19 protein-coding genes are annotated in these 21,491 nt (G+C 73.9%); 7 read left to right on the plus strand and 12 right to left on the minus strand.

Features of this window, described 5'->3' with window-relative positions:
* The first annotated feature begins 174 nt into the window (after positions 1-174).
* From AB0L33_RS12835 to AB0L33_RS12855, 5 genes are read left to right on the plus strand one after another with little or no spacing between them, the layout of a single operon-like run.
* Positions 175-3,156: a nitrate- and nitrite sensing domain-containing protein gene (locus tag AB0L33_RS12835; RefSeq protein WP_365680495.1), complete on the plus strand. Its 2,982-nt coding sequence runs from the start codon at positions 175-177 to the stop codon at positions 3,154-3,156.
* Positions 3,153-3,635, plus strand: a complete 483-nt coding sequence (locus tag AB0L33_RS12840; protein ID WP_365680497.1) for a roadblock/LC7 domain-containing protein — start codon at positions 3,153-3,155, stop codon at positions 3,633-3,635. Before AB0L33_RS12835 ends, AB0L33_RS12840 begins: the two co-directional genes overlap by 4 nt.
* Positions 3,632-4,048: a DUF742 domain-containing protein gene (locus AB0L33_RS12845; RefSeq protein ID WP_365680499.1), complete on the plus strand. Its 417-nt coding sequence runs from the start codon at positions 3,632-3,634 to the stop codon at positions 4,046-4,048. Before AB0L33_RS12840 ends, AB0L33_RS12845 begins: the two co-directional genes overlap by 4 nt.
* On the plus strand, positions 4,029-4,676 hold the full coding sequence (locus tag AB0L33_RS12850) for an ATP/GTP-binding protein (protein ID WP_365680501.1): 648 nt from the start codon (positions 4,029-4,031) through the stop codon (positions 4,674-4,676). The genes AB0L33_RS12845 and AB0L33_RS12850 overlap by 20 nt, the downstream gene beginning before the upstream one ends.
* A gap of 42 nt (positions 4,677-4,718) precedes the next feature.
* Positions 4,719-5,960, plus strand: coding sequence for a styrene monooxygenase/indole monooxygenase family protein (locus tag AB0L33_RS12855; protein ID WP_365680503.1), 1,242 nt, complete (start codon positions 4,719-4,721; stop codon positions 5,958-5,960).
* A gap of 22 nt (positions 5,961-5,982) precedes the next feature.
* Here the strand turns inward: AB0L33_RS12855 and AB0L33_RS12860 are convergent, their stop codons facing one another.
* The 5 genes from AB0L33_RS12860 to AB0L33_RS12880 all read right to left on the minus strand — a co-directional run bounded on the left by AB0L33_RS12860 (position 5,983) and on the right by AB0L33_RS12880 (position 12,248).
* Positions 5,983-7,122 carry a C40 family peptidase gene (locus AB0L33_RS12860; RefSeq protein ID WP_365680505.1) on the minus strand — a complete coding sequence of 380 codons (1,140 nt, stop codon included), beginning with the start codon at positions 7,120-7,122 and terminating at the stop codon, positions 5,983-5,985.
* Between the two features lie 156 nt (positions 7,123-7,278).
* Positions 7,279-10,137 carry a PQQ-binding-like beta-propeller repeat protein gene (locus AB0L33_RS12865; RefSeq protein WP_365680507.1) on the minus strand — a complete coding sequence of 953 codons (2,859 nt, stop codon included), beginning with the start codon at positions 10,135-10,137 and terminating at the stop codon, positions 7,279-7,281.
* A 57-nt stretch (positions 10,138-10,194) separates the two neighbouring features.
* Positions 10,195-10,479, minus strand: a complete 285-nt coding sequence (locus AB0L33_RS12870; protein ID WP_365680509.1) for a hypothetical protein — start codon at positions 10,477-10,479, stop codon at positions 10,195-10,197.
* Positions 10,480-10,533: 54 nt separating this feature from the next.
* On the minus strand, positions 10,534-11,286 hold the full coding sequence (locus tag AB0L33_RS12875; protein WP_365680510.1) for a TetR/AcrR family transcriptional regulator: 753 nt from the start codon (positions 11,284-11,286) through the stop codon (positions 10,534-10,536).
* Positions 11,287-11,312: 26 nt separating this feature from the next.
* Positions 11,313-12,248: a diiron oxygenase gene (locus AB0L33_RS12880; RefSeq protein WP_365680512.1), complete on the minus strand. Its 936-nt coding sequence runs from the start codon at positions 12,246-12,248 to the stop codon at positions 11,313-11,315.
* 177 nt (positions 12,249-12,425) lie between these two features.
* Between AB0L33_RS12880 and AB0L33_RS12885 the strand changes: the two genes are divergently transcribed.
* Positions 12,426-13,547: a ferritin-like domain-containing protein gene (locus AB0L33_RS12885; RefSeq protein WP_365680513.1), complete on the plus strand. Its 1,122-nt coding sequence runs from the start codon at positions 12,426-12,428 to the stop codon at positions 13,545-13,547.
* Positions 13,548-13,549: 2 nt separating this feature from the next.
* On the opposite strand, the gene AB0L33_RS12890 is transcribed toward AB0L33_RS12885, so the two are convergent.
* Positions 13,550-14,050, minus strand: a complete 501-nt coding sequence (locus tag AB0L33_RS12890; protein WP_365680516.1) for a GNAT family N-acetyltransferase — start codon at positions 14,048-14,050, stop codon at positions 13,550-13,552.
* Positions 14,051-14,132: 82 nt separating this feature from the next.
* On the opposite strand from AB0L33_RS12890, the gene AB0L33_RS12895 reads away from it, so the two are divergent.
* Positions 14,133-15,002 (plus strand): hypothetical protein, encoded by an 870-nt coding sequence (locus AB0L33_RS12895; protein WP_365680518.1) that lies wholly within the window; start codon positions 14,133-14,135, stop codon positions 15,000-15,002.
* Between the two features lie 7 nt (positions 15,003-15,009).
* On the opposite strand, the gene AB0L33_RS12900 is transcribed toward AB0L33_RS12895, so the two are convergent.
* From AB0L33_RS12900 to AB0L33_RS12925, 6 genes are all read right to left on the minus strand, one after another.
* Positions 15,010-15,315 (minus strand): hypothetical protein, encoded by a 306-nt coding sequence (locus AB0L33_RS12900; protein ID WP_365680520.1) that lies wholly within the window; start codon positions 15,313-15,315, stop codon positions 15,010-15,012.
* A 77-nt stretch (positions 15,316-15,392) separates the two neighbouring features.
* The gene (locus AB0L33_RS12905) at positions 15,393-16,490 is read right to left on the minus strand and encodes an amidase (RefSeq protein WP_365680522.1); all 1,098 of its coding nucleotides are present in this window, start codon (positions 16,488-16,490) and stop codon (positions 15,393-15,395) included.
* A gap of 4 nt (positions 16,491-16,494) precedes the next feature.
* On the minus strand, positions 16,495-17,952 hold the full coding sequence (locus AB0L33_RS12910; RefSeq protein WP_365680524.1) for a penicillin-binding transpeptidase domain-containing protein: 1,458 nt from the start codon (positions 17,950-17,952) through the stop codon (positions 16,495-16,497).
* The gene (locus tag AB0L33_RS12915) at positions 17,949-19,355 is read right to left on the minus strand and encodes an FtsW/RodA/SpoVE family cell cycle protein (RefSeq protein WP_365680526.1); all 1,407 of its coding nucleotides are present in this window, start codon (positions 19,353-19,355) and stop codon (positions 17,949-17,951) included. Before AB0L33_RS12915 ends, AB0L33_RS12910 begins: the two co-directional genes overlap by 4 nt.
* A 36-nt stretch (positions 19,356-19,391) precedes the next feature.
* The gene (locus AB0L33_RS12920; RefSeq protein WP_365680529.1) at positions 19,392-20,705 is read right to left on the minus strand and encodes a HAMP domain-containing sensor histidine kinase; all 1,314 of its coding nucleotides are present in this window, start codon (positions 20,703-20,705) and stop codon (positions 19,392-19,394) included.
* Entirely contained in the window at positions 20,702-21,430 is a 729-nt protein-coding gene (locus AB0L33_RS12925) for a hypothetical protein (RefSeq protein ID WP_365680532.1), read from the minus strand. The genes AB0L33_RS12920 and AB0L33_RS12925 overlap by 4 nt, the downstream gene beginning before the upstream one ends.
* Positions 21,431-21,491: the final 61 nt, after the last annotated feature.

Genomic DNA, 21,491 nt, shown 5'->3' on the forward strand with positions numbered 1-21,491 from the left:
GTTCGCCAACTCGGGAGTGTTGTTCACTCGTTCGTGTGGCGGAGCGGTTGATGCGCGCCCCCTCCTGAAAAGCACTGGAATGGTCGGGAGCCGTACCAGGGGGCGGGACGCTCGTTCATGTGACCGTGCGTCACCTCTGCTTCAAGGGCGGACGAGTCGAGATTGCGAGCACCGGTGCAGAAGAAGCGGCCTCGGAGCAAGGGCGGCAGCAACAGCGGTTCCGAGGCGGCGCCGACGACCCCGGCGGAGGGCGGTCGCCGCGTGCGCGTCCGCAGCCGGCTGGTCGCGGGCGTCGCCGTCGTCGGGATCACCGTCATAGCGGCGGGGACACCGGCCGTGCTCGCCGCCTCGTCCGACCTCACCGACTCGCAGCAACTGGTCACCCTCGCCGAGCTGAACCAGCAGGCGATCTCCCTGGCCCACTCCCTCGCCGACGAGCGCGACGAGGTCACCGTCTTCATCGCGGGCGGCCGGGAGGGCGAGCCGGGCAACCGGAGCGCCCGGGTCGACCAGCAGGTGGACGAGATCCGCGGGACCGCCCCGGCCGACCTCCTGCGCGACCTCTCCACCATCCCGTCCCTGCGCCGCGACGCGATCAGCGGCAAGGGCACGGCCCTGGAGGCCCACCGGGCGTACTCCGAGGTCATCGCCAAACTCCACGGCCTCGCCGACGAGCTCGCCCGCTCCACCCCGCCGCGCGCCGCCGACGCCACCCGCACCCCGCAGGCGCTCGGCCGGGCCACCGAGGAGGCGTCCGCCACCCGGGGGCTGCTGCTCGCCGCGCTCGCCGTGCCCCGCCCGGAGCCCGCGCCCCCGCGCATCGACCCGTTCACCGGTCTGCCCGTGCAGAGCGAGGACGAGGGCGAGACCAAGGAGGACCGCACCCGGAACGCGCTGAGCGCCGCCGCCCAGCAGGCCCGGGTCGGCGAACTCTCCGCGCTCGCCGGCTTCGACCAGTCCGCCGGTGCCACCGCCCGCGACAAGCTGGCCTCCACCGTCACCGGACCGGAGGTCAACAGCGCCGAGAAGTACCTCGCCGAGCTGACCGACCGCCCCGAACTGTCCGAATCCGACCTGAAGGTCAGCGAGAAGAAGGTCGCCGCGGCCCTCGCCGCCCGCGTCGACCGGATGCGCTCGGTGGAGTCCGCGCTCGGCACCACCCAGGTCCAGCGCCTCGAACAGCTCCGCGACGACGACGTCACCGCCCTCGAACTGCGGATCGCGCTCCTCGGCGGCTGCCTGCTCGTCGCGGTCGCCGTCTCCACCGCCGTCGCCCGCACCCTCACCCAGCCGCTCGCCGTGCTCCGGATCGGCGCCGCCCGCCTCGCCGCCGAACCCGAGACCGCCGAACCGGTCCGCTACACCGGCCGCAACGACGAGTTCGCCCAGACCGTCCGCTCCATCAACGCCCTGCACGGCCGCCTGCAGAGCCTGCTCCAGGACTTCAACGGGCGCTTCGCGCAGCTGGAGACCGAGCGCACCGAACTGCTCGCCGGGCGCGAGGCCCTGACCGTGCAGCGCGCCGAGCTCCAGGTGCGCGCGAAGGACCTGACGGCCGAGCTGGAGAAGCTGCGGAACACCGTCCACCACACCTTCGTCAACCTCTCGCTGCGCACCCTCGGCCTGGTCGAGCGGCAGCTCGGTGTCATCGAGTCCCTGGAGGAGCGCGAGCAGGACCCGGAACGGCTCGGCACGCTCTTCAAGCTCGACCACATGGCCACGGTCATGCGCCGCCACAGCGAGAACATGCTGGTCCTCGCGGGAGCGGACCACGGCCACGGCCACCCGGGCCCGATCCCGCTGGTCGACGTCCTGCGCGCGGCCGTCAGCGAGATCGAGCGGTACGAGCGCGTCACCATCCAGTCCCTGCCGCCGAACGCCCAGGTCGCCGGATTCGCCGCGGACGACCTCAGCCACCTGGTCGCGGAACTCCTGGAGAACGCCACCTCGTTCTCGCCGCCCGACTCCCACGTCCAGCTCTCCGGCTGGCTCCTGGAGAGCGGCGAGGTGATGCTCTCCGTCCAGGACGAGGGCATCGGCATGTCGTCCGTACGGATGGGCGAGCTCAACACCCGCCTGGCCGACCCCGCGCTCTTCGAGGCCGGCGAGCAGAACGCCGACGGGGCCGGGCTCGGTCTCCGGGTGGCCGCGCTGCTCGCCGCCCGGCACGGCGTACGCGTGGAGCTGCGCGAGCAGAAGGGGAGCGGGGTGGCCGCGGTCGTCGTCCTCCCGGAGGCCCTGCTGCCCAAGGACCTCCCGGCGGCCACGCCCCCGCCCGTCACCGCCCCGGGCGACGCGCCCGCGCTGAACCTGCCGGGCTCGGTGGCCGAGGCCAACTCCAACACGCTGCCGGGCCGCGCCGCGTCCACCTCGGACGACCCGATGATCGCGGCGGCGGAACGCGCCCTCGCGGAGGCGGGGGCGCCGGAGACGCCGGTGACCCCGGAGACGCCGGTGACCCCGGAGGCGCCGGTGACCCCGGAGGCGCCGGTGGCCCCGGAGGCGGACGCGGAGTCCGAGGCCCCTGACGCGGATGAGACCGCGGAGGCGGACGCGGCCCCGGAGGTAGACGGGACTCCGGAGGCCCCCGAGGCCGACGCGCCCTCCGAGACGCCGGAGGCCCCCGCGACCCCCGAGGCCGACGCGCCCTCCGAGACCCCGGAGGCCCCCGAGGCCGACCCCGAGCGCACGCTTCAGGTCCGCCTGCCCCGGCCGCCGCAGACGGCGGACGCGGCGGACGCGATCGCCGCCGGCCCGTACGCCATCGGCCCCGACCGCCACGAGCGCGCCGCGGACGAGGCCCCGGCCCCCGTCACACCCGCGGCAGCGGAACGCGCGGAACCGGCGGAGACCGTCCCCGCGCCCCGCAGGCCCGAGGGTGAGGCCGTCACCGACAAGGGGCTGCCCAAGCGGACGCCCAAGGTCGTGCGGCCCGCCGGGGCGCCCGTGGCCGAGCGGCGGGGGAGCGTCGACAAGGAGGCCCTGCGGCGCAGGCTCGGCGGCTTCCAGCAGGGGGCCAGGGACGGCCGCCGCGACGTCGAGGCCGAACTCGCCGGGGGCGCCGGCCCCACACGTACCGAGCACGCCGAGCCGGCAGGCCGTAGCGACGGCCGGACCGGAGAGACGGGGGACACAGTCGAGGAGGCACGTAGTTGACTGCGCCCAGCACATTCGGGCTGAGTACCGAGGCCCGGAACCTGCACTGGTTGCTGAGCAATCTCGTCGAGGAGGTGCCAGGGGTCCACTCGGTCACCGTCGTCTCGTCCGACGGGCTGATGCTGCTGTCCTCCGACCCCGGCCACCACGACGCCGCCGGGCCCGCGGCCCCGCAGAGCGGCCCGCGCGGCTCCAGCGCCGACCTGGCGACCATCGTCTCCGGCATCGGCAGCCTCACCGTCGGCGCCGCGAAGCTGATGGACGGCGGCGGCGTGAAACAGACCATGGTCGCCATGGACGAGGGCAGCGTCTTCGTCATGTCGATCAGCGACGGATCGCTGCTCGGGGTGCACGCCTCCCCCGACTGCGACATGGGCGTCATCGCGTACCACATGGCGCTCTTCGTCGGCCGCGCCGGACACGTACTCACCCCCGAACTCCGCAGTGAGCTGCGCAAATCGATGGAGAGCGCCCAGTGAGCCACGCCGCAGCCGGACCCGCCCGCAAACTGCCCGTCCGGGGGGCCGGCAAACGGCCCGCGCGGGTCCGCCCGTACTCGCTCACCGGCGGTCGCACCCGCTTCGGGCACGTCCTGCTGGTCGAGACGTTCGTCGCCGCGCTGGAGGCCCCCGAGGAGCGCCGCGAACTCACCAACGGCAGCCTGACGACCCGTCTGATGCCGGAGCTCAGGGCGATCGTCGAGCTCTGCCGCCGGATGCGCACCGTCGCCGAGATCTCGGCGCTGCTGAAGATGCCGCTCGGCGTGGTCCGGGTGCTGCTCAGCGACTTGGCCGACCAGGGAAAGATCCGCGTGTACGGGACCGGGCACGGCACCGGCCAGCCCGACCGCGCACTGCTCGAAAGGGTGCTCGATGGACTCCGCCGTCTCTGAGTCGCTGTTCGCACCGCGGCAGCCGGGCCCGGAGTCGCAGCCCGAGGAGAAGCTCCAGCCCTGGCAGCTGGACCGCACCAGGGCCCCGATCGCCACGAAGATCGTGGTCGCGGGCGGCTTCGGCGTCGGCAAGACCACGTTCGTGACCGCGGTCTCCGAGATCACCCCGCTGCAGACCGAGGCCATGATGACCCGGGCCAGCGAGGACACCGACGACCTCAGCGCCACCCCGGACAAGGCCACCACGACCGTCGCCATGGACTTCGGCCGGCTCACGCTGGACGACGACCTCGTGCTGTACGTGTTCGGCACCCCGGGCCAGCAGCGCTTCTGGTTCATGTGGGACGACCTGGTGCGCGGTGCGATCGGGGCCGTCGTCATGGCCGACACCCGCCGCCTCGCCGACTGCTTCCCCGCCCTCGACTACTTCGAGAGCTGCGGCCTGCCGTACATCGTGGCCGTCAACCACTTCGAGGGAACGCCGGACTTCGAGGCCGAAGACGTCCGGGAGGCCCTGACCGTACCGGCGCACGTGCCCGTAGTGATCATGGACGCGCGCAACCGGATCACGGTGGTCGAGTCCCTGCTGGCCCTCGTCGGCCACGCCCTCGACGCCACCCCGGCATAGCCCCCAGCCTCCCCCCTCAGCACCACACAACGGAGAACCGCGATGCGGAAGATACTGATAGTCGGAGCCGGTCAGTCCGGGCTCCAGCTCGCCCTGGGACTGCAGTCCAAGGGGTACGAGGTCACCCTGATGTCCAACCGCACCGCCGACGAGATCCGCTCCGGGCGGGTCATGTCCACGCAGTGCATGTTCCACACCGCGCTCCAGCACGAGCGGGACCTCCAGCTCAACTTCTGGGAGTCGCAGGCCCCCCGCATCGAGGGCCTCGGCGTCTCGGTCGCCGCCCCCGACTCCTCGCGGGCCGTCGACTGGGTCGGCAGGCTCGACGGGTACGCCCAGTCCGTGGACCAGCGCGTCAAGATGGCCGGCTGGATGGACACCTTCGCCCAGCGCGGCGGACAGCTCGTCATCCACGGCGCGGCCGTCTCCGACCTGGACTACTTCTCCCGCGCCTACGACCTGGTGCTGGTCGCGGCCGGCAAGGGCGAGCTGGTCTCGATGTTCGGCCGGGACGCCTCCCGTTCGCCGTACGACGCCCCGCAGCGCGCGCTGGCCGTCGCGTACGTGCACGGCATGGGCCCGCGCCCGGAGCACCCGGAGTTCGACGCGGTCCGCTGCAACCTCGTCCCGGGCGTCGGCGAGCTCTTCGTGATGCCGACCCTGACCACGTCCGGCCGCGCCGACATCCTGTTCTGGGAGGGCGTCCCGGGCGGGCCGCTCGACGCGTTCCAGGGCATCAAGGACCCCTCCGAGCACCTGGCGAAGACCCTGGAGCTGATGGAGAAGTTCACGCCCTGGGAGTACGCCCGCGCCACCAAGGTCGAGCTGACCGACGCCAACGGCACCCTCGCCGGCCGCTACGCCCCAACCGTCCGCAAGCCGGTCGGCCGGCTGCCCGGCGGCGGCCTGGTGCTCGGCGTCGCGGACGTGGTCGTCGCCAACGACCCGATCACCGGCCAGGGCTCCAACTCGGCGTCCAAGTGCGCCGCCGCCTACCTCGACTCGATCGTGGAGCACGGCGACCGCGAGTTCGACGAGGCGTGGATGCAGGCCACGTTCGACCGCTACTGGGACACCGCCCAGCACGTCACCAAGTGGACCAACGCCATGCTCGGCGTCCCGCCGGAGCACGTGCTGAACCTGATCGGCGCCGCCGGACAGCTCCAGCCGGTCGCGGACCGCTTCGCCAACGGCTTCAACGACCCGGCGGACTTCGAGAACTTCTTCTTCGAGCCGGAGAAGGCGGACGCCTACCTCGCCTCGGTGGCGGGCCCGGCCGCCTGATCGTGCCCTCCGGCCCCGGCTCCTACGACGCCGGGGCCGAGGACGCGCCGTACCCCTCGTCCGAGCCGTCCGTCGCGCCGGCGGGCAGCTCCGGGCCCTCGTACGAGGCGAGCGGCGTGCCGTCCGGGTCGGGCCGGACCGCGCCGAGCACCGGGTTGGACGCCACGGGCGAGACCTTCACGCTGGTACCGGGCCGGGGCGCCTGCACCACCAGGCCGTTTCCGATGTACAGCGCCACATGGGTCGCCTTCGGGAAGTAGACCACCAGGTCGCCGGGGCGCAGCGCGTTCATGGGGACCCGGGGCAGCTGCCGCCACTGCTCCTGCGAGGTGCGCGGAATGACGCGCCCCGCGCTTGCCCACGCCTGCGAGGTGAGCCCGGAGCAGTCGAAGGAGCCCGGACCCTCCGCGCCCCACACGTACGGCTTGCCGATCTGCCGGACCGCGTACCCGACGGCCTCGCCGCCCTGGGCGGTCGGCGGCCGGGACGAGGAGAGCGCGCCCGAGGCCACCAGGGCGTCCTGGGCCCGGTCCGTGTTCTTCCGCTCCAGCCCCGAGACCTCGGCGAGCTGGTCCGCGGTGAGCGAGGCGAGCTTCGCCTCCACCTGTTTCAGCCGGGTCCGTACGGTGTCGCGGTCCTTCTTCTTCCGCGCGGCCAGGGTCCGCTGCTCGGCGAGCACCTTGCGGGACTCCTTCGCCAGCTCAGCGGCCCGCTTCTCGGCCGCGCCGAGCCGCTGCACGGCCGCCACCCGCCCGGCGGCGAGGCGCTGGATGACCTGGCCCTGGGTCAGGGCGGCCTCCGGGTCGCGCATCAGGAGCAGCCGCAGATACGCGGAGAGCTCGGACCGGCCCTGGTACTGCTCCCGGGCCAGCTGCCCGGCGGCGTCCCGGCCCCTGGCCAGCGAGCGGCGCGCGGTGACGAGGGCCGCGTCGAGCTTCTTCGCCTCCGCGGCACGCTTCTTCAGCTCGGCCGTCGTGCCGTTGTAGGTCTCGGTGGCCTCTTCGGCCTGCTGGTAGAGGCGCTGCAGTTCGGTCAGCAGCCCGGCGACACCGCCGGCTTCGGGGGCGGGGGCGGGGGCGGCTACGGCCGTGGCCGGCGAGATGACGACGACGGCGGCCAGCGCCGCCGTACCGAGGGAACGCACCAGGGTGCCCGACGACACGACATCACCTCCGGAACCGGGGTGAATCGTGCGACTACCCCATGAGTGAGCGCAATTCGTTCATACGCTCACCCGTGCGACGGGGTGATGCAAGAAGCCACGGCCGTGGCGGCCGTCCACCGCCTTCCGGATTCGCCCGTAAGGCGGTGCGCGGCGTCAGGCGACCGGGAACGCGTACACCGTGCGGCCGCGCCGGACGATCGCCGTCTTGTCGTACGCCAGCACCTGGTAGCCGGCCTTGACGGTCTCGCCGTCCGGGGCCTGGTTGCCGATGTCCTGGAACTTCCAGAGGCGCTTGCCGTCGGCGGCGGAGAAGGCGGTGACCTGGCCGGGGTCCGCGGCGAGCACCGTGCTGCCCGAGCCGCTGACGGAGACCACGGGAGCCTTGTCGCCCGCCGCTTCCGTGGACCGGCGCCACTTCGGCTTCCCGGTCTTGGGGTCGAGCGCCCCCACCTCCTGGTTGCGGTTCGTCGTGTACAGCAGGTCGCCCGAGGGGAGGGACGCCCCGAAGACGGAGCCCCGGGTGCCCTTCAGCGTCCACTTCGCCTTTCCTGCGGGCGTTTCGAAGGCGCGCAGATGGGGGCCGTCCGCCGCGTAGATGGTGCCCTCCTCGTCGCCGACGGCCGCGCCGTCGAGTGCGACGTTCCCGAACCTGCGGCTCCACTGCGCCTTGCCGGTCTCACGGTCGAAGCTGCGGAAGATGCCCTTCTTCTTCGCGGCCTTCAGGGCGGCCGGGGTGAGGGTCCGGGAGTCCTGCCGCACGACGATGGCGTCCGGCCGGATCGCGATCAGCCGGAAGACGGGTGCGATCGGGCCCCGGCCGCTGGGCACCGGGGTCCGCCACAGCTCCTTGCGCTGCACGATGTCGTACCCGAACAGGTAGGACTTGACGACCTGCCGGTCCTTGCCGGGCTTCTTGCCCTTCTTCGGCTTGGGGGCCTTCACCGTGGCCTTGTGCGACCCGGTGAACCAGATGACCGACCCGGCCGAACCGACGAGCGTACGGACCGAGAGGTCCGGTGCGTCCTGGAAGCCGTCGGCGTACGCCACGCGGTGGGCGACCTTGCCGTCCTTCGCTGACAGCCACAGGAACTCCGACGGACCCGCGACGAAGCACAGCTCGTCGCCCGCCGCCAGGGCGGCCTGTCCCTTGGCCCCGTCGGCGTTCTCCCAGAGCCGTCGGCCGGTGCGCAGGTCGACGGCGCTCACATGGCTGTCGTCGGTGAGGACCAGCAGACGGTCCTTCACGAGCGCGGCGGTGAGGGGAACCGGCTCGGACGCGGGGTGGTTGTAGATCCAGCGCGGTGTCGGCGCGACCCCCGCGACGCTGGGCCCGCCCGATGTCGGCGCCGGCTTCGGGTCCGGGCCGGGCTTGTCCTCGTCGTCGCCGGAGGTCAGCGCGTACAGCGTCCCGCCGCCGACCAGCAGCCCGGCCACGCCGCCCACCGCGCCGAACAGCAGCCCGCGCCGGCTGGGCCCGGAGCGCCGGGGCTCGGCGGGCGGTGCGATGTTCGGGATGGGCGCGGGCGGCAGGGGCACGGGGGCGGGCTGGGGCGCCTGCTGCTGGTACGGCGGCTGGGGCTGCGGCTGCGGATACCCGTAGGCGGACTGGTCCGGCCACGGAGCGGGCTGCCCGGGCTGTCCCTGCTGGGCGGGCTGCCCGATCGCCCCGAGCTGCGTGGTGCGGGTGTCCGGAACGGCGCCGGACACGTCCGGGACCGTGCCGCCCGCGGCGACCGTCGGCTGCTGCCACTCGGGCACCGGGGTCGGCTGGTGCTCCGGCGGCACGGCGTCCTGTATGTCGGGCTCGGGCTCCGGCCGGGGCGCGGGCGCGACCGCGTCCCAGACGTCCCCGTACGACTTCGGGGGATGGGCACTCCGGCCGCCCGAGGGGTTCTCGTCGGACACCGGATACTGATCGGACACGGGGTTCTCCACGGACACGTTCTTTTCGGGCACGGGCAGGTTCACGGGCGGGACGGCGCCCACGGGTGCGGCGGCGGACGACGGCGCGGAATCGGGTGTCGGCGGGGCGTCGGCCCCGGGCGTGGCGCCGGACGCGGGCGGCGGGGTGTCGGCGCCGGGCGCCGGGCCCGCCCCGGCCGGCGAGTCCGCCCCTCCCGCCAGCCTCCGGGCCGTGGCGCCCTGTTGGGCCACCGACGCCGCGAGCTGCCCCGGGAGCCAGTCGCCCGCCGCCAGGGCGGACGCGCCCTCCAGGGCGAGTTCGGCGGCCACCGTGCCCGCCGTGGGGCGGTCGGCCGGGTCCTTCGCCAGGCAGCGGGCGATCAGCTCGCGCAACTCGCCGGGGACCCCGCCGAGCTCCGGGGCGGCCTCGGCGATGCGGTCGGCGGCCTCGGCCGGGGGACCGTCCGCCAGCGGGGTCGTCCCGGTCGCCGCGTAGGCGAGCAGCAGGCCGAGCACGAAGAGGTCGGAGGCCGGGCCCGCCTCCTCGCCCGCGAGCTGTTCCGGGGTCAGGTAGCCGAGCCGTACGGAGAGCCGGCCGCCCGGGCCCGCCGACGCCTCGGCCGCCGCGCCCAGCGGGCCGAAGGCGGTGAGCCGGGGGCCGTCCTCGGCGAGGAGCACGGTCCCGGGCGCGAGTCCGTGCAGCACGGCGCCGGTGGCGTGGACCCGGGACAGGGTCTCGGCGAGTCCGGCGCCCAGTATCCGTACGGCACGCCCGGGCAGCGGCCCCGCTGCCTCTATGGCCTCGGCCAGGGTCAGCGCGGGGACGTACGCGGCGGCGGTCCAGGGCGCGTCGGGCTCGTCCCCGCGGGTTTCCAGCGGCCCGTCGACCCAGCCCCCGGCGAGCCGGCCCGCGAGGCGCGCCTCGGCGTCGAAGCGGTGGCGGAAGGCGGGCGAGGCGGCGAGCTCCGGCCGGGCGGCGGTGACCACGACGAGCCCGGCGGGGTCCTCGCCGCGCGCGAGGTACTGCACGGCGGCGGCCGTCTCACGCACGCGGGCCAGCACGGTGTACGGACCGAAGCGACGTGGCTCGTCCTGACGCGGCGCCTCCATGGCGCATCCCCCCTTGTGACCGTCCCCGTCCCGTCCCCAGGGACCAGACGTTCGATCCTAGTGGGGCGGTTCCTCGGGCTTGCCGCCCGGCTTCGACCACGGCCACCGGGGCCGCTCGCGACCCTCGGGGGCGTACTCGTAGATCCACCCCCGCTGGATGCCGAGCCGCTTCGTGTGACCGGCCGGGGTCCTGCGGTACGCGTGCACCGTGGGAGGTCCGCCGGCCGCGTCCGGGACCGGGACCTCGTACCACTTGGGCGGGTGGCCGGTCGCGCCGGTCAGGACGGGCAGGACCCGGCCGTCCAGCGGGCCGCCGACGAAGGCGGTGTTCTCACTTCTCACCGGGCCAGTCTGACCGATCGGACGGACCGGAGCCGGACGGGCCGCCGGTCCCGGTCAGCCGGGCGGCAGCAGATGCGCGGCCGCGCCGGTCAGCGGGGCCAGCCGGTCCACCAGCCGCCCGGCCGGGCCCTCGGCGGTCTCCAGCGGGAGCAGCGCGGCCACGGCCGCCGCGGTCTGCGGGTCCGAGGACGAGGTGACGGCCAGCAGGCCGATGAACTGGTCGACCAGCCAGTCCCGCAGCCCGGCGGCGTCCGGCCGCTTGCCCTCGTCCAGCCAGATCAGCGAGGCCGCCTCGACCGCCGCGATCCAGGTGCGCACCATCATGCTCATCCGGGGCGCGGGTTCGCTGTGCTCGTCCTGGCCCAGGTGGCACAGGATCTGCTCGGCCGCCGCGCGCCGTACCTCGTCCACGATGGTGGTCGTCCGGGAGGTCTCGGCGACGCTGCCGCCCCGGAGCAGGGCGCTGAAACCGGCGTCGTGCTCGTCCACGAAGGCCAGATAGCGGTCGAGGACGCGGGCCACCCGCTCGGTCGGCGGGCCCTCGGCGGGCTCGGAGAAGCACAGCTTCAGCTGCTCGGCGGCGGAACGGAGCGCCGCCTCGTACAACTGCTGGCGCCCGCCCGGGAAGTAGCGGTACACCAGCGGGCGCGACACCCCGGCCACCGTCGCGACCTCGTCCAGCGAGACCTCGTCGGGGGGCCGGTGGGCGAAGAGCGTGAGGGCCGCGCCGAGCAGCTGGGTGCGGCGTTCCTCGACGCTGAGTCTTCGGTACGCGCGGCCGGGCGGCGCGGCGGCAGCTGGGGTCATGGCCCCCAGCCTAAGCGTGACCGCCCTCATGCCAGCAGGCCCGAGCTCTTCCAGAGCCTGCGCCCCACCCCGTTCAGGACACCGATGTCCTCGAAGAAGTCGGTCAGCCGCTTGGCGCCCGTCTGCATGACCTCCGTGCGGTGTCCGCTGGCCCTGACCTGGGCGACGGCCTCGTGGCGGTCGAGCCCGACGTTCTCGTACACCCGCGGGTTGATGAAGCAGACGGAGAAGACGCGGGCCGCCTGTCCGCAGCTGACGCGGGCCAGTTCGCGTTCCCAGCGGGGGGCGGTCACCATCTGGCGGCGCAGCTCCTCGCGGGCGTAGCGGACGTGGCGCGCCTCCTCGATGACGTGGATGCGGGTCACGCCGCGCACCAGGGGCTGGACGCGCTCGTCGGGGAAGGTCAGCCGCTGCATCCAGTCGAGGATCTCCTCGCCGAGGAGCGTCCCGGCGAACGAACCGGGCGTCGTGGACACGCTTTTGAGGACGCGCGCCATGTTGTGGTAGCGGCGCGGCACGGTGTAGGTGGGGCCGCCGCCCCAGGTGATCATGCGGCCGAACATCATCGAGTGCCGGCACTCGTCGGCGATCTCGGTGAGCGCGTAGCGGACGTGGTTGCTGGTCGGGGCCTTGTCGTAGACGTGCCGTACGAGCAGCTGCATGAGGATGATCTCGAACCAGATGCCGAGCGAGGCGAGGGACGCGGCCTCGTGGCGGGCCAGTTCCTGCCGCTGGTCGTGGGACATCCGCTTCCAGAGCGGTGTGTCGTAGAGCGAGACCAGCTCGGGCGGCCAGAACCACTTGCCGTCCTCCGGCGGCGTGTCCCAGTCGAGCTCCTTGTCGGGGTCGAAGGAGTGCTTGGCGGACGCCTCCAGGAGTCGTTCGGCGATCTGCTCGCGGCCGCGCAGCGGGCCGAGTGCGTCGTGGAGCGTCTGCAGGTCGCTTGTCGTCACGGTCGTCATCGCGGAGGCACCTCACCCATGGGTTACCGACGGTCACCCATTATGAGACTGCTTGTCAGCAAGGCCGTCAATCCCTTGTGTGCGACTTGTTGACCGCGCGTCTACCAACGTGTGAACCTGCCAACTGAGCGGGGAGCCCGCCGACTTCCCGGCAGTCGCGAGGCGAAGGAGCCGTCCGTGTCGACCCACGACCTCTACACCACCGCCCCCGAGGAACCGCTGTGGACCGTGCCCGCAACGGGCGCCGCCCGCTTCAGCTGGGACTACGACGACGGCCGCGAGCGCCTACTCGCCCTGTACCAGAAGGGCAAGGACAAGCAGTGGGACGGCAACAAGCGCATCGACTGGAGCCTGGAGGTCGACCCCGCCGACCCGCTCGGCACCCCCGACGAGGCCCTGACCCTGTACGGCACCCCGCACTGGGCGCGGATGACGGAGAAGGACCGGGGAGAGCTGCGCAAGCACTACACCTCCTGGCAGTTCAGCCAGTTCCTGCACGGCGAGCAGGGCGCGATGATCTGCGCCGCCCGCATCGTGGAGGCCGTCCCCGACCTGGACGCCAAGTTCTACTCGGCGACCCAGGCGATGGACGAGGCCCGGCACGCGGAGATATACGGCCGGTTCCTGCACGAGAAGATCGGGATGCTCTACCCGGTCAACGACAACCTGCAGAGCCTGCTCGGCGACACCCTGCGCGACTCCCGCTGGGACATGCCCTACCTCGGCATGCAGGTCCTCATCGAGGGCCTGGCGCTGGCCGCGTTCGGCATGATCCGCGACACCACCACCAAGCCGCTGCCCAAGCAGATCCTGGCGTACGTGATGCAGGACGAGGCCCGGCACGTCGCCTTCGGCCGGATGGCGCTGCGCGACTACTACAAGCAGCTCAGCGACGCGGAACGGCGCGAGCGCGAGGAGTTCGTCATCGAGGGCTGCTACCTGATGCGCGACCGGCTCAGCGGCGTCGAGGTCCTGGAGAACTTCGGCATCGGCAAACAGGAGGCGAAGGAGCTCTCCGAGCACTCCGAATTCCTCCAGCTCTTCCGCAAGCTGCTGTTCAGCCGCATCGTCCCGTGCGTCAAGGACATCGGCCTGTGGGGCGAACGCCTCCAGAAGGCGTACGTCGACATGGGCGTCCTGGAACTCGGCGACTCCAGCCTCGACCTGCTCATGGCCCAGGACGAGGAGATCGCCGAACAACTCGACAAGGAGCGCTTCGAGGCGGAGGAGCGGGCGAGGGTGGCAGAGGTGGCCGAGGCGATCGAACAGGGCGGGACGGACGGGGCCGCGGGGCGGTGACCCTAAGCGGGCCGCTCCATGCAGACGAGGTCCGCACGGTCGTCCCACGACGGCACGACGGTGAAGCCGAGACGTTCGTAGAGGGCGACGGCCCCGGTGCGCCAGCGCCAGACCGAGAGCCGCACGGCGCGGGCGCCCGAGTCGCCGGCCCGCTCCAGCGCGGCACCGAGCAGCATGGTGGCCACGCCCCGGCCGCGCGCGGCGGGGTCCGTCCAGAGCCGCTTGACCTCCACCGCTCCGTCGACCGGGCCGGTGACCACGACACAGCCCACCGCGGCACCGCCGTCCCGCGCGACGAGCACGGTGGCGTCCGCGAACGCGTGGTCCGGGTCCTCCGTCTCCCGCCGGTAGCGATCGGGCAGCCGGGACGGGTCGGGGACGGGTGCGCCCTTCTCCGCCTCCGTGCACAGGTGGTAGTCGGTGAGCAGCCCGGCCAGGCCGGGCACCGCGCGTAGCGAGCCGGGTGGCGGGGAGTCCACGGACACGGGGCGTCGGTCGTCCATGGCCCGAGAATCGCACGGCCGGGCCGCCCTCGGCCGGGCGGCCCCCCGAAGCCGCCTGGGCGCATGCCGTAGCTTGGGCGGCATGAGCATGCCCCCGCCGCCTCAGGACCCGTACGGCGCGCCCCAGGGCCCTTACGGGCCGCCGCCGTCCCAGCCGAATCCGTACGCCCAGCAGCAGCCCTGGGGCGCCCCGCAGGGGCCTGCGCCGCAGCCGTGGGGGGCTCCGCCCGGCGGGGCCGGGTTCCCGCCCGCCCGGCGGACCCGGCCCGGGGTGATCGCGGCGGTCGTCGCCGGCGCGCTCCTGGTGGCGGGCGGCATCGTCTTCGGCGTCGTCCAGCTGGGGGACGAGGCCGAGGACAAGCTGCCGGTGTCCAGTGGGTCGGACGGGTCCGGCGGGTCCGGCGGGTCCGACGGGTTCCCGGCCGCCGAGTACAAGCTGACCGTGCCGAAGACGCTGCTGGAGGGCGACTACACCCTCCAGGAGGACACCTCGGCGACGGACGGCAAGGACATCGAGGACACCTACGACCCGACCATCCGCGACCCCAGGGCCGTGGTCACGCAGTACGCGTCGAAGGACGGCGGGACGCTGATCGTCTCCGGGATGTGGGGCCGCATCAAGAAGCCCGAGTTCTCCCGCGACACGATCCTCAAGGGCGCCGCGGAGACCGAGGGGATGACCGTGGCCGTGCCCCCGCGGGAGTTCACGCCCGCCGGTTACGGGATCACCGTCGCCTGCGAGGTCGTCCGGTCCGAGGACGGGGGCGTCACCAGCACGCTGCCCATGTGCGCCTGGGGCGACGACAACACCGCCTCCTTCGTCGCCGTCGTCACCGAGGAGACCGCGCTCCAGGACCCCGACAAGGTCGACCTCGCCGAGGCGGCACGTCAGGCGGCCCAGGTCCGCAAGGAGATGCGCAAGCCGATCGGCGGCGCGGGGGCGGCGGGCTGACCGGACGTCACTGCGAGACCTCGATGATGTTCCCGTCCTTGTCGAGGCTGTGCTCGTTCCAGTACGTCCACCACTTGTCGTCCACGTGCTCGGGGACCTTGCCCTCCGGGTAGCGGGTGTATCCCTCGGGCGGCTCCTCGCCGTCCTTCACGCAGGCGCTGCCCGTGCTGCCGATGTACAGCACCGGGTACTCGCCGTCGGAGCAGACCGCGTCCGCCGTCGAGCAGGCGGACGTGAGCAGGGCGAACACCGCCCCGCAGGCGGCGAGGGCGGCGGTGGTCCGCAGCGGGCGGGGGCGACTGGTCGTACGCATCGGGGCACTCCTTCGGGGGGTGGCTGTCGGTGTCCAGGCTGCCGCCCCGGCCGCCGGGCCGCCCTGAGTACACGTACTCATTCACGAGGTCCGCGTACCTGTGCGAACGGCGCCCCCGGCCCCGGCAGCGCCCGCTCCACCGCGCCCGCGGCGCCCAGCAGCTCCGCGTCCCGCCCCCGGGCGGCGACCAGCTGGAGCCCCGCCGGGCAGCCGTCCCCGGTGAATCCGGCCGGAACGCTCGCCGCCGGATGTCCGCTCAGGTTGAACGCCCAGGTCAGCGCCGTCGAGAAGGTGTCGCCCGGGCCCTCGTGGCCGTGCGGGCGGTTGGGCGTGACCGGGGTCAGGAGCAGCGGTGTCCGGGCGAAGAAGGCGTCCAGACGGCGGTCGTTCTCCGCGCGCACCTCCGCCTCCGGCGGGCGCACGTCCCCGCTCCGCACCGCGGACCAGGCCGCCCCCGGGTCCAGCAGGTCGCAGCCGCCCCCGGTGAGCCGCACGACCCCGGCCGCCTCCAGCCGCCGTACCGCGCCCCGCGCCACCGCCGCCACCTCCGGCTCGGTCTCCGCGAAGCCCAGGTCAGGGCTGAAGGCGGCGGACAGCGGCAGCACCGGCGAAACACGCGAATACCCGTCCAGCACCCAGCGCAGATACGTCTCCGCCTCCGCCGTCGAGGCCGCCAGCACCCCGGCCGACGCGAGCCCGGACCGGTCCGGCGAGGGCAGCAGGCCGTTCGTCGTCTTCAGGCCGAACACCCCGCACCAGGCGGCCGGGATGCGCACCGACCCCGCCCCGTCGCTGCCCGTCGCCAGCGGCACCAGGCCCGCCGCGACCGCCGCCGCCGAGCCCGCCGACGAACCGCCCGGAGTCCGGTCCGGGCGCCAGGGGTTGAGCGTGCGGCCGTGCCGCCCGAGACCCCACGTCTGCCAGTCCGTCCCCGGACCGGGCACGGAGGTCGAGCCGACCGGGACGCCACCCGCCGCGATCAGCCGCTGCGCCGCGTACGAGCGGAGACCGGCGGGGCCCTTCACCGCGAAGGGGAGCCCGGCCAGCGGGAGCCGGGACGCGGCGGGGAGCCGGGCGAGCGCGTCCTCGGGCCAGACGTCGAGGAAGGCGCGGAGCCCGGGGTCCGCGCGGGCGATCGAGGCCAGCACCGCGCTCATGTCCCGGTAAGCCGTCATGCGCTCAGTCTTCCAGGGCCGCCTCCATCACCGCACGGGCGATCGGCGCCGCGCTGCCGCCGCCGCTGATGTCCGCGCGGTCGGCCTCGGCGTCCTCCACGACCACGGCGACCGCGACCGCCGGGCGGGGCGCGCCGTCGGCCTGCGCCCAGGAGATGAACCAGGCGTACGGCAGGTCCGAGTTGTCGACGCCGTGCTGGGCGGTGCCCGTCTTGCCGCCGACCGTCGCCCCGTCGATCGCCGCGTTCGTCCCCGTACCGTCCTGGACGACGTCGATCATCATCTGCCGCAGCTGTGTCGCCGTCATCGGGTTCATCGCCCGGTGGTAGGAGCGCGACCCCGTGGTGCGTACCGTCGCCCCGTCGTGCTTCGTCGTCCGCTCCACGAGGTGCGGGTACATCAGCTCGCCGCCGTTGGCGACGGCCGCCGCGACCATGGCCATCTGGAGCGGGGTCGCGGTGGTGTCGAACTGGCCGATCGAGGACTGCGCCAGCTGGTCGTCGCTCATCTCCGTGTCGAAGTTGCTCTTCGCCACCCCGGACGGGATCTTCAGACCGGGGTCGTTGAAGCCGAACCGTTCGGCCGCCGCCACCATCCCGTCGAGCCCGACCTCCACCCCGAGGTGCGCCATGACGGTGTTGCAGGAGACCCGGATCGCGTCGGCGAGGGACGCCTTCTCGCAGCCGCGCGACTCGTTGGGCAGCACGGTCGAGGTGCCCGGCAGGACGTACGGGGACGGGGTGTCGGTCTCCGCGTCCGGATCGGTGACGACCTCCGTGTCCAGGGCGGCCGCCGCCGTCACGATCTTGAACGTGGAGCCCGGCGGATAGGTCTGCCGGATCGCCCGGTTGAGCATGGGGCGGCTCTCCGCGCCGTTCAGCTCCCGCCAGGCGTCCGTGACGGACGAGCCGGTGCCGGAGAGCCGCCCGGGGTCGTACGAGGGGGTCGAGACCAGGGCCAGGATGCGCCCCGTCGCCGGTTCGACGGCGGCGACCGCGCCCCGCCGGTTGCCCAGGCCCTCGTACGCGGCGCGCTGCATCGCGTCCCGGACCGTGGTCACGACGTCCCCGCCCGGCTGCTGGGTCCGGGTGACCTCGCCCCACAGGGGGAGCGGGGCGAGCAGCGGGTCGGTGCCGGCGAGGATGCCGTCCTCGGCGTTCTCGATGAGGGTGGTGCCGTACGTCTGCGAGGCGTAGCCGGTCACCGGCGCGTACAGCGGCCCGTAGCGGTAGGTCCGCTCGTACGCCAGCTGCTCGCCGGTGTCCTTCGAGCCGGTCACGGGCCGCCCGTCGGCCAGGATGTTGCCGCGCGGCTGGTCGTAACGGGCGATGGTGTTGCGGCGGTTGGCCGGGTTGTCGTCCAGCGCGTCGGCCTCGAAGACCTGGACCCGGGCGGCGTTGGCCAGCAGCGCGACGAGCAGCAGCAGGCAGAACGCGGCGGCGTGCCGGATGTAGCGGATCACCGCTCGTCCTCCCCGGCCGGTGACTGCGACGGGCCCGCCGGGACCGACGCCACCACACCCGTCTCCACCTCGTCCGGCGCCGGTCTGCGGGCGAGGTCGCTCACCCGGATCAGCAGCGCCACGATGATCCAGTTGGTGACCACGGACGAACCGCCCTGCGCCAGGAAGGGCATCGCCATCCCGGTCAGCGGGATCAGCCCCGTCACCCCGCCCGCGATCACGAAGACCTGGAGCGCCAGGATCGAGGCGAGGCCGATCGAGAGCAGCCGCCCGAACGCGTCGCGCAGCGAGAGCCCCGCCCGGAATCCGCGCGCCACCAGCAGCGCGTACAGCAGGAAGAGCGCGGTCAGCCCGGCGTAGCCCAGCTCCTCGCCCGCCGTCGCCAGGATGAAGTCGGACTTGGCGGCGAACCCGATGAGCACGGAGTGGCCGAGCCCCAGCCCCGTACCGAGCATCCCGCCGGCCGCGAAGGCGAACAGGGACTGCGCCAGCTGGCCGGGACCGCGTCCGGCGTCGATCGAGGCGAACGGGTCGAGCCAGTCCTGCACCCTGCTGTGCACGTGCGGTTCGAACGAGCCGACGACGAACGCGCCGACCGCCGCGAGCAGCAGCCCCACCGCGATCCAGCCCCGGCGCCCGGTCGCCACGTACAGCAGGATCACGAACAGGCCGAAGAAGAGCAGCGAGGTGCCCAGATCGCGTTCCAGGACCAGGACGCCGACGCTGAGCAGCCAGATCGCCACGATCGGGCCGAGCACCCGCCCGGTGGGCAGCTGGAACTTCCAGACCTTGCGGCCGGTGTACGCGAGGGCGTTGCTGTTCGCCGCGAGGTAGGCGGCGAAGAACACCGCGAGCAGGATCTTGGCGAACTCGCCGGGCTGGAAGGAGAATCCGCCGACCCGGATCCAGATCTTCGCCCCGTTCACGGCCGGGAAGAAGATCGGCACGATCATCAGGACCAGCGCTGCGGCCACCGAGACGTACGCGTAGCGCTGGAGGACGCGGTGGTCGCGCAGGAACACCACGACCGCGATGAAGAAGGCGACCCCGATCGTGGACCAGATCAGCTGGGTCGGCGCCGCCCGGTCGCCCGGGGTCTCCAGGTCCAGCCGGTAGATCAGCACCAGGCCGATCCCGTTGAGCAGGACGGCGATGGGCAACAGCAGCGGATCGGCGTACGGGGCGCGGAGCCGCACCGCGAGATGCGCGAGCAGCGCCAGCAGCCCGAGCCCGCCGCCGTAACCCGCGACGTCGGGCGGGACCGCGTCGTCGTGGGCGAGCCCGACCGCGGCGTAGCCGTAGACGGAGATGAGGACGGCCCCGATGAGGAGCGAGAGTTCCACGCCGCGCCGCCTGGGCAGGCGCAGCTCGGGCGGGGGTGCGTCCGCCGTCGATGCGGTCATGCCCCGCAACGTAGCAAGACGCGGGTGTTATGTCGGTTATGTCGCGGCGCGTACGAGCGGCCCCTCGCCGTCCGGTCCCGCGTAGCGGGGCAGCGTCAGCCGGGCCACCGCCCCGCCGTCCGGCGCGTTCCCGAAGGTGAGCACCGCGCCCATCACCTCGGCCTGCCCGGCCGCGATGGTCAGCCCGAGGCCGTGCCCCTTGCCGCCGCCCTCGGTGCGGAAGCGCTGCGGGCCGCCCTCCGTCAGGTAGGCCGGGAAGCCGTCGCCGTGGTCCCGCACGGTCACCACGGGCCCGTCGACGGTCAGCACCACGGGCGGCCTGCCGTGCCGGTGGGCGTTGCCGATCAGGTTGCCCAGGACGCGTTCCAGGCGCCGCCTGTCCGTCTCGACGCGCACCGGCTCCCCGGTGACCTCGACCCGGGTGTCCGTGCCCTGCGCGGCGCGGGCGGCGAGCGGGGCCAGCTCGTGGACGGCCAGATCGACGTGTTCGGTGCGGGCGTCCAGGCGGGAGATCTCCAGCAGGTCCTCGGTCAGGGCGCGCAGGGCCCGGGCCCGGTCCTGCACCAGCTCGGACGGGCGGCCCGGCGGCAGCAGCTCGGCGGCGGCCGACAGACCGGTGAGCGGGGTCCGCAGCTCGTGCGCCACGTCCGCGGTGAACCGCTGTTCCGCCTGGAGCTTGCGCTGGAGCGCCGAGGCCATGGTGTCGAGCGCCCCGGCGACGACGGCGACCTCGTCCTGCCGCCGCGACGGGTCCGCCGTGCGCGGGTCGTCGACACGGGCGTCCAGGTCGCCCGCCCCGATCCGCCGGGCCACCCGCGCGGTCTGGTGCAGCCGCCGGGTGACCCGGGTGACCGCGAACGCGCCGACCAGCAGCGTGGCGCCGATCGCCAGCACCGAGGAGCCGAAGATCGCCCCGTCCAGGCCGTTGATGGTGCGGGCGCTCTGGGCGTAGTCCGTCCAGGCGGCGAGCGCGTGCCCGCCGTCCGCCGGGGCCGCCGCCCACATCACGGGCCGCCCGGCGAGCCGGCCGACCATCGTCCCGCGCCGCCCGCCGGAGGCCAGCGCCCGCAGCGGCCCGGGCAGCTCCGGCGGATCGACCCCGGAGCGCGGCGGCAGGGCCTCGCCGGCCTCGTAGGCGCGCGACACCTCGGTCAGCCGGGTGAGGGACTTCTCGCGGGCGTGCCCGACGGTCTGGCGGGTGACCGCGGTGTGCACCAGGACGCCGAGGAGCGCGGCGAGCCCGCAGCACATCACGGTGATGAACACCGCGGCCTTCCAGGTCAGCGTCGCGGTCCAGGCCGGGAGGCGCGGCCGGGAACGCCGCCGCGGGGCCCGCGCCCGGCGGCTCACCTGCGCTCCGCCGACAGGGAGGCCGTGGGCCGGGGCGTGCGCGGGGCGGAGGGGCGCGGCACCGGCGTGCGCCGTCCGCCGTCGCGGGTGCGCAGGATCTCGTCCTGCGTCGGCAGCATCGCGCGCTGCCGCTCGTCCCAGGACCAGGCCGTGCGGTACTCGTAGCCCGTGATCGCCGACGGCGCCCGCATGATGAGGTCGAGCCCGGCGAGCTGGACGCTGATGACGGCGTCCGAGGTGGACATGATCCGGGTCAGCCCGCCGGACTCCGGCATGTAGACCCGTACGGACAGCTGGCGGCCGGGCATGCGGACCGCGAGGACCATCTCGTCCCGGCCGTCGCCCGTGAGGTCCCGGAAGTACGGCGGCAGCACCGGGCAGGTCCGGGGCGCCGACCGGCAGGCTTCGACCAGCTCCACCGTCCGGGCCGGCAGCTCGCCGCCCTCCCCGGCCCGCTCGGGCGGCACCTTCAGGCCCGCCCGCACCACCGCGACCGGGTCGAGCCGGCGCACGTCGCCACCGGTGACCCGGATGCCGGGGATGCGCGCGGTCTCGCCCTCGCCGTAGTCGTAGGGGGCGGCGGACGCCGGGGGGAGCGTCGGCCACAGCCGCACCGGGCCGTGCGCGGGCGCCGCCCGCCCGGCGCTCCGCAGCTCCCCGCCGGTACCGCAGCCGGCCAGCAGCACGGCCCCCAGGGTCACCAGGGCGGGCAGCCGCAGACGCATGACTTCCTCCGTTCCCGGCGGGCGGACGGGCCGACCCCGCCGACCTTATGCGGAAGGAAGT

The sequence above is a fragment of the Streptomyces sp. NPDC052299 genome (genome assembly GCF_040679335.1).
GTDB lineage: Bacteria > Actinomycetota > Actinomycetes > Streptomycetales > Streptomycetaceae > Streptomyces.